The 7,419-nt window shown below is 76.4% G+C and carries 1 protein-coding gene; it reads right to left on the bottom strand.

Going from position 1 to position 7,419, the window contains the following annotated elements; genetic code table 11:
- Positions 1 to 7,419: SDR family NAD(P)-dependent oxidoreductase (locus ABTY59_RS37555; RefSeq protein ID WP_352023647.1), on the bottom strand; the 7,419-nt coding region annotated here is incomplete at both ends.

The following is a 7,419-nucleotide window of genomic DNA, read 5'->3' as shown; positions in this document are numbered from 1 at the left end:
TCGCAGGCTTCGATGCGGATGTGGGCGCCGAGTTGGGTGAGTTCGGTGGCGAGTTGTGTGGCGCCGGGTGCGTCGGGGCCGCGTCGGCTGGTGAGGACGAGGTGGCGTGCGCCGTGGCGCGTCACCAGATGACGGGCCAGGAGACTGCCGAGCGCGCCGGTGCCACCCGTGATGAGCACCGTCCCCTCCGGATCGAACCGCCCCGCGCCCGGAGCGCCTTCTGAGCCCGCCGTTCCTTCGGCACGGTCCCGCTCGGCGCGGGCCAGCGCCGGGGCGAACAGCTGCCCGTCCCGTACGGCCACCTCGCCACGCCCGGAGGCGACCACGGCCGGCAGCGACTCCGCCTCCGCCGCCCAGTCGCCCCCGGAGCCGCCCGCGGCACCCTCGGTGACCGGCGCGGGCGGGAGGTCCACCAGCGTGAACAGGCCCTCCGTCTCCTGCTGCGCGGTCCGCAGCAGACCCCACACCGTCGACACGCCCGGTGAGGTCACCCGGGGATCCGGCCCCGCCGCGACGGCGCCGCTCGTGACCATGAGGAGCCTGGTGTCGGCGAGGCGGTCGTCGGACAGCCACTCCTGCACCACGGCCAGCGCGTCGACCGCCGTCGCGTCGGCGGCGGCGAGCACGTCCTCGCCGTCCTCCCGCCACGGCAGCACGACCACCGACGGCACGGGACCGCCCGCGTCCAGCGCGGCCCGAAGCCCCGCCAGGTCCGCGTGCCGGGCCCGGACGCCCAGCCGGTCGGCCACCGCGTCACCGTGCTTGCCGAGCGTCGCCCACGAGGCGGCCGGCGCCTCCGGGTCCGCCGGCCGCTCCGCGGGAACCTGCCGCCAGCGCAGCACGTACAGCGGATCGCGGGAGCCGCCCGAGGCCTGGGCGAGCGCACTCGGGTCCACGGTGCGCAGGGCCAGTTCGGCTACCTCCGCCACCGGCGCGCCGGTCGCGTCGGCCAGCGTCAGGGCCGCCGTGTCCGGCCCGGTCCTGCGCAGCCGCACCCGCAGCGACCGGGCCCCCTCGGCGTACGCCGAGATGCCGGACCAGCTGAACGGCACCCGCAGCGGCGCCTCCGGGTCGGCCACGAGCAGGGCGTGCAGCGCCGCGTCGAGCAGCGCGGGATGCAGCACGTGACCCGCGGTGGCGCCGTCCTCGGCGTCGTCCGGCAGCGCGACCTCGGCGTACAGGTCGTCGCTGTCCCGCCACAGGCCCGTCAGGCCCTGGAACAGCGGCCCGTACGCGTACCCGCGCCCGGCGAGCGCGTCGTACGCGTCGGTGAGGTCCACCCGCTCGCCGGCCGACGGCCAGGACAGGTGCTCCACGGACGCGCCGCCGGGCGCACCGGCGAGCGTGCCGGTCGCGTGCCGGGTCCAGTCCGTCCCGTCACCGGCCGTGCCGTTCTCCTCGCCGCCGTCCGCCGGGCGGGCGTGCACCGCGAGCGGTCTGCGGCCCGCCCCGTCGGGCGCGCCCACCCGCACCTGGAGGTCGACGGCGCCCGTCTCGGGCAGCACCAGCGGGGCCTGGAGAGTCAGGTCGTCGACCGACCCGGCCGCCGCGAGGTCCGCCGCGTGCAGCGCCAGGTCGACCAGGGCCGCACCGGGCAGCAGCACCGCCCCGCCGACCGCGTGCTCCTCCAGCCACGGGTGGCTGCGCCGGGACAGCTGCCCGGTCAGCACGAAGCCGTCGTCGTCGGCGAGCCGGACCGCGGTGTCCAGCAGCGCGTGCCCGGACCCGGCGCCGCCCGGCCGCTCAGCGCGGCGGGTGAGCCAGAAGTGGTCCTGCCGGAAGGGGTAGGTCGGCAGGTCCTCGGGATGCGCCGGGGTGCGGTCCGGCCGCCAGTCCGTGGGGGAGACCCCGCCGACGTGCAGCCGGGCCAGGGCCGCGCCGAAGGTGCCCGCCTCGTCGCCGCCGCGCCGCAGGGCCGGGGCGAGCACGGCGGCGCCGGACAGCGACTGCCGGGCCAGGGCCGTGAGGATGGCGTCCGGGCCGAGCTCGACGTACCGCACGACGCCGCGCTCCTCCAGGGCCCGGACGTGGTCGGTGAAGCGGACCGTGTCGCGGATGTGCGCCGTCCAGTAGGCCGCGGTCGTCGGGTCGCCGCTCATGACGAGCGGGACCGACGGCTGCCGGAAACGGATCCCCGCGACGGCCTCCTCGAACGCGGCGAGCATCGGCTCCATGAGCGGCGAGTGGAAGGCGTGGCTGACCTTGAGCCGGGTGGTGCGCCGGCCGAGCGCGGCGAACGCGTCGCGCACCGCGAGCGCGTCCTCCTCAACGCCCGAGACCACGGTGGAGTCCGGCGCGTTGAGCGCGGCGACGGACAGCCCCGGGGTGAGGTGCGGCAGCACCTCCTCCTCGGTCGCCTGGACGGCGACCATCGCACCGCCCGCCGGCAGCGCCTGCATCAGCCGCCCGCGGACCGTGACGAGCCGGGCCGCGTCCTCCAGGTCGAGGACGCCTGCGGCGTGCGCGGCGGCGATCTCGCCGATCGAGTGGCCCGCCAGCAGGTCCGGGACGACGCCCCGGTGCTCAAGGGCCCGGTGGAGCGCGGTCTGCAGGGCGAACAGGGCCGGCTGGGTGTACTCCGTGCGGTTCAGGAGATCCGCGTCCTCGCCCCACATCACCTCCCGCAGCGGCCGGTCGAGGTGCCGGTCGAGCGCCGCGAGCGCCTCGTCGAGGGCGGCGGCGAACACCGGGTCGGCGGCGTGGAGTTCCCGTCCCATGCCGAGCCGCTGGCTGCCCTGCCCGGTGAACAGGAACGCGGTGCCGCCGGTGAGCGCGGTGCCCGCGGTCAGCCCCGGCGCCTCGGCGCCCTCGGCGAGCGCCGCGAGGGCGCCGAGCAGCGCCTCCCGGTCCTCGGCCGCGACGACGGCGCGGTGGTCGAAGCGGGCGCGGGCGGCGAGCGTGGCGGCGACCTGCCGGGCCGGCACCTCGGGGTGCTCGGTGGCGTACGTGTGGAGCAGACGGGCCTGATCACGCAGGGCCTGCTCGCTCTTGGCCGACAACAGCCACGGAATGTCGGCGAGTTCGGAGTCGCCGGTGGCGCCGGTCTCCTCCGGTGCCTGCTCGATGATCACGTGGGCGTTGGTGCCGCTGATGCCGAAGGACGAGACGCCCGCCCGGCGCGGCTCCCGGTCGGCCGGCAGCCAGGGCCGGTTCTCGGTGAGCAGCCGTACGGTGCCGTCGGACCAGTCGACGTGATCCGTCGGGTCCTCCGCGTGCAGCGTCCTGGGCAGCACCTCGTTCCGCATCGCCATGATCATCTTGATCACGCCGCCGACGCCCGCCGCGGCCTGCGAGTGCCCGATGTTGGACTTCAACGAGCCGAGCCAGAGCGGGTGTTCGGCGTCGCGCTCGCTTCCGTACGTGTTGATGAGGGCCTGCGCCTCGATCGGGTCGCCGAGCCGGGTGCCGGTGCCGTGCGCCTCGACCGCGTCGACCTGGTCGGCGGTCAGGTGTGCGTTGGCCAGGGCCTGGCGGATCACCCGCTCCTGCGAAGGACCGTTCGGCGCGGTCAGACCGTTGCTCGCGCCGTCCTGGTTCGTCGCCGTGCCCCGCACCACCGCGAGCACCCGGTGACCGTTGCGGCGCGCGTCGGACAGCCGCTCCAGGAGCAGCAGACCCGCTCCCTCGCTCCAGCCGGTGCCGTCGGCGGCACTGGAGAACGACTTGCAGCGGCCGTCCGGCGAGAGACCGCGCTGCCGGCTGAACTCCACGAAGGTGCCCGGAGTCGCCATCACCGTCGCGCCGCCCGCCAGGGCCAGCGAGCACTCGCCCTGCCGCAGCGACTGCGCGGCCAGGTGCAGCGCCACCAGCGACGACGAGCACGCCGTGTCCACGGTGATCGCCGGACCCTCAAGGCCGTACGTGTAGGCGATGCGGCCCGACACCACGCTCCCGAGCGTGCCCGTCAGGAGGATGCCTTCGAGCTCCTCCGGCATCTGCTGCACGTGCGGCGCGTAGTCGTGGTACATCGTGCCCGCGAACACGCCCGTGTCGCTGCCGCGCACCTCGCCCGGGTCGATGCCGGCCCGCTCGAAGGTCTCCCAGGCCGTCTCCAGGAGCAGCCGCTGCTGCGGGTCCATGGCCGTCGCCTCGCGCGGGCTGATGCCGAAGAACTCGGCGTCGAACTCGCCCGCGCGGTAGAGGAACCCGCCCTGGTCGGTGCTGGACCTGCCGACCGCCTCCGGGTCGGGGTCGTACAGGTTCTCCAGATCCCAGCCGCGGTCCCCGGGGAACGGCCCGATCGCGTCCGTGCCCTCGCTCACCAGGCGCCACAGGTCCTCGGGCGAGGTCACCCCGCCCGGGAAGCGGCAGGCCATGCCGACGATCGCGATCGGCTCGTACGCGTCGTCCGCCCCGCCCCCGGCCACGGGCCGCGCCGCCGGGACGAGCGCTGAGGACGCCCCCTGCGCTCCCGAGGAGGTGAGCCGCTCCCGCAGGTGCGCCACCAGGGCCTGCGGCGAGGGGTAGTCGAAGACCAGGGTGGCCGAGAGGCGCAGCCCCGTCGCCGCGTTGATCCGGTTGCGCAGCTCCACCGCGCTCAGCGAGTCGAAGCCGAGGTCCTTGAACCCGGCGGTGACGTCGACGGCGGACGCCGACGCGTGACCGAGCACCGCGGCCGCCTGCTCCCGCACCAGCTCCGTGATCCGGCGCTGCTGCCCGGCCTCGTCGAGACCGGCGAGCTCGGCCGCCAGACCGCCGCCACCGGCCGGCGCGGCGGCAGCCACCCGGCGCAGCGGCGCGCGGACCAGACCGCGCAGCAGCGGCGGCACACCGTCGGCCGCCGCCCGCGACCGCACCGCCGCCAGATCGAGGCGCGCGGGCACGAGCAGCGGTTCCGGACGGCCGAAGGCCGCGTCGAACAGGGCGAGGCCCTCGTCCTCCGTCATCGCCACCACTCCGGACCTGGCCATCCGGGCCAGGTCGGAGCCGCCGAGCTTCTCGCCCATGCCGCCCTCGCCCCACAGGCCCCACGCCAGCGCGGTCGCCGGAAGGCCGAGCGCGTGACGGTGGTGGGCGAGGGCGTCGAGGAAGGTGTTCGCGGCGGCGTAGTTCGCCTGACCGGCCGTGCCGACCAGACCCGACACCGAGGAGTAGACGACGAACGCCGCCAGGTCCAGGCCCGCGGTCAGCTCGTGGAGGTGGAAGGCGGCCTCCGCCTTCGGACGCACCACGGCGTCGAGCCGGTCCGCCGTCAGCGCGGTGACCACGCCGTCGTCGAGGACACCGGCCGTGTGCACGACCGCGGTCAGCGGGTGTGCGGCGGGCACCGACGCGACGAGCGCCGCGAGCGCCTCGCGGTCGGCGGTGTCGCAGGCCACCACCCGCGCCTCGGCACCGGCCTCGGCGAGCCGGGCGACGAGCTCGTCCGCGCCGGGTGCCTCCGGGCCGCGCCGGCTGGTGAGCAGCAGACGCCGGACGCCGTGCCGGGCGACCAGGTGCTCGGCGAGCAGCCGTCCGAGCCGCCCGAAGGCGCCGGTGATCAGGACGGTCCCGTCGGCGGCCAGGGATGTGGAAGGCGCCGGGGAACCGGAGGGCGCCGTGGAACCGGAAGGCGCCGTGGAATCCGAGGGCGCCGGGGAACCGGTCGCGGTGGACGCGGACGGGGCCGTCGCGGTGTCCTCCGCGACCCGGGCCAGCCGGGGCACCCGGATCTCGCCCGCGCGGACCGCGCTCTGCGGCTCCCCGGACGCGATCACGGCCCGCAGCCGCTCCCGCGACTCGGCGGCTCCGTCGACGTCGACGAGCGCGAAACGGCCCGGGTACTCGGACTGCGCCGACCGCAGGAGGCCCCACAGGGGCGCGGCGACCAGACCCCACGTCGTCACCTCGGGCGCCGCGCCCGGGGCGGCGGGCTCCGCGGCGGTGCCCACGGCGTCCCGCGTGACGACCAGCATCCGGGTGTCCGCGAGCCGCTCGTCGTCGAGCAGCGCCTGCACCGTCGCCAGCGCCTCGTGCGCGGCCCCGCGGGCCTCGGCCGACGGGAACTCCGGGCCGGAGCCGGTCGTCACGGCCGCGTGCACGACGAGCCCGGGGACGGTCGCCGTGCCGGCGTCCAGAGCCGTCCGCAGCGCGTCCAGGGACGCGTACGCCTCCGCGCCGAGCGCGACGGCGAGTGCGCCGGCCTCGGGCGAGGAGCCCAGCACCACCCGGCGCTCGCCGTCCTCGTGGCCCTCGGTCCCGGCGGCCACGGACGGCTGCCAGGCGATCGTGAACAGCGGCTGACGACGGCCGCCGTCGGCGAGCCGACCGGCCTCCACCTGGCGCAGCACCAGCGACTCGACGACCGCGACCGGCGCGCCCGCCGGATCGTCCAGCCGGAGCGTGACACCGCCCTCGGCCGACGGGGTCGCGTGCACCCGCAGCCGGGTCGCACCCGTCGAGTACAGGGTCACGCCGCCGAAGCCGAACGGCAGCAGGCCCTCGGCGCCGTCGACCAGCGGGTGCAGCGCGGCGTCGAGCAGCGCCGGGTGGAGGGTGTGGCCGGTGGTGTCGACGCCCTCGGGGAGCTCGATCTCGGCGTGGAGGTCGTCGCCGTCGCGCCAGAGCGCGGTCAGACCCCGGAACGCCGGACCGTACGCGTATCCGTGCGCGTCGAGCCGCTCGTACGCGCCCGTGAGGTCGACCCGCTCGCCCGGCGGCGGCCACGCGATGGGCTCGGGAGCGGGGGCGGCGTCCGTGAGCGTGCCCGAGGCGTGCCGGGTCCACGGCTCCGACTCGTCCGTGCGCGAGTGCACGGTGATCGCCCGGCGGCCCGCCCGGTCCGCCGCCTCCACCGTCACCTGGAGGGTGACCGCGGTGTCCGCGCCCAGGGCGAGGGGGGACTCAAGGGTCAGCTCCTCCACCGTCCGCACCTGCGCGAGACCGGCGGCGTGCAGCGCGAGGTCCGTGAACGCGGTGCCGGGCAGGAGGGCGGTGCCGGAGATGGTGTGGTCGGCGAGCCAGGGGTGGGTGCGCAGCGAGATCCGGCCGGTGAGGACCAGCTGGTCGGTGTCGGCGAGCGTGACCACCGCGCCGAGCAGCGCGTGGTCCGTGGCGGTGAGCCCGGCGGCCGTGACGTCCGTGCCCGCCCGCCGCGACGAGAGCCAGTAGTGCTCGTGCTGGAAGGGGTAGGTGGGCAGGCCGTCGGGGATGCGGGTGGGGGTGGGGGGCTGCCAGCCGGTGGGGGTGTGGCCGGCGGTGTGGAGGCGGGCGGCGGCGGTGGCGAGGGTGGTGGCTTCGGGTGCGTTCTTGCGCAGGGTGGGCGCGAGGACGGCCTCGGTCCCGTCCAGCGTCTGCTGGGCGAGCGCGGTGAGGACGGCGTCGGGGCCGAGTTCGAGGTAGCGGGTGGTGCCGTTGGCTTCGAGGTGCTGGATGCCGGGGTGGAAGCGGACGGCTCCGCGGATGTGGCGGGCCCAGTAGTCGGGGGTGATCAGGTCGTCG

It is taken from the genome of Streptomyces sp. NPDC096079, from assembly GCF_040303145.1.
Lineage (GTDB): Bacteria > Actinomycetota > Actinomycetes > Streptomycetales > Streptomycetaceae > Streptomyces.
This window is presented reverse-complemented; position numbering and strand designations above follow the sequence as displayed.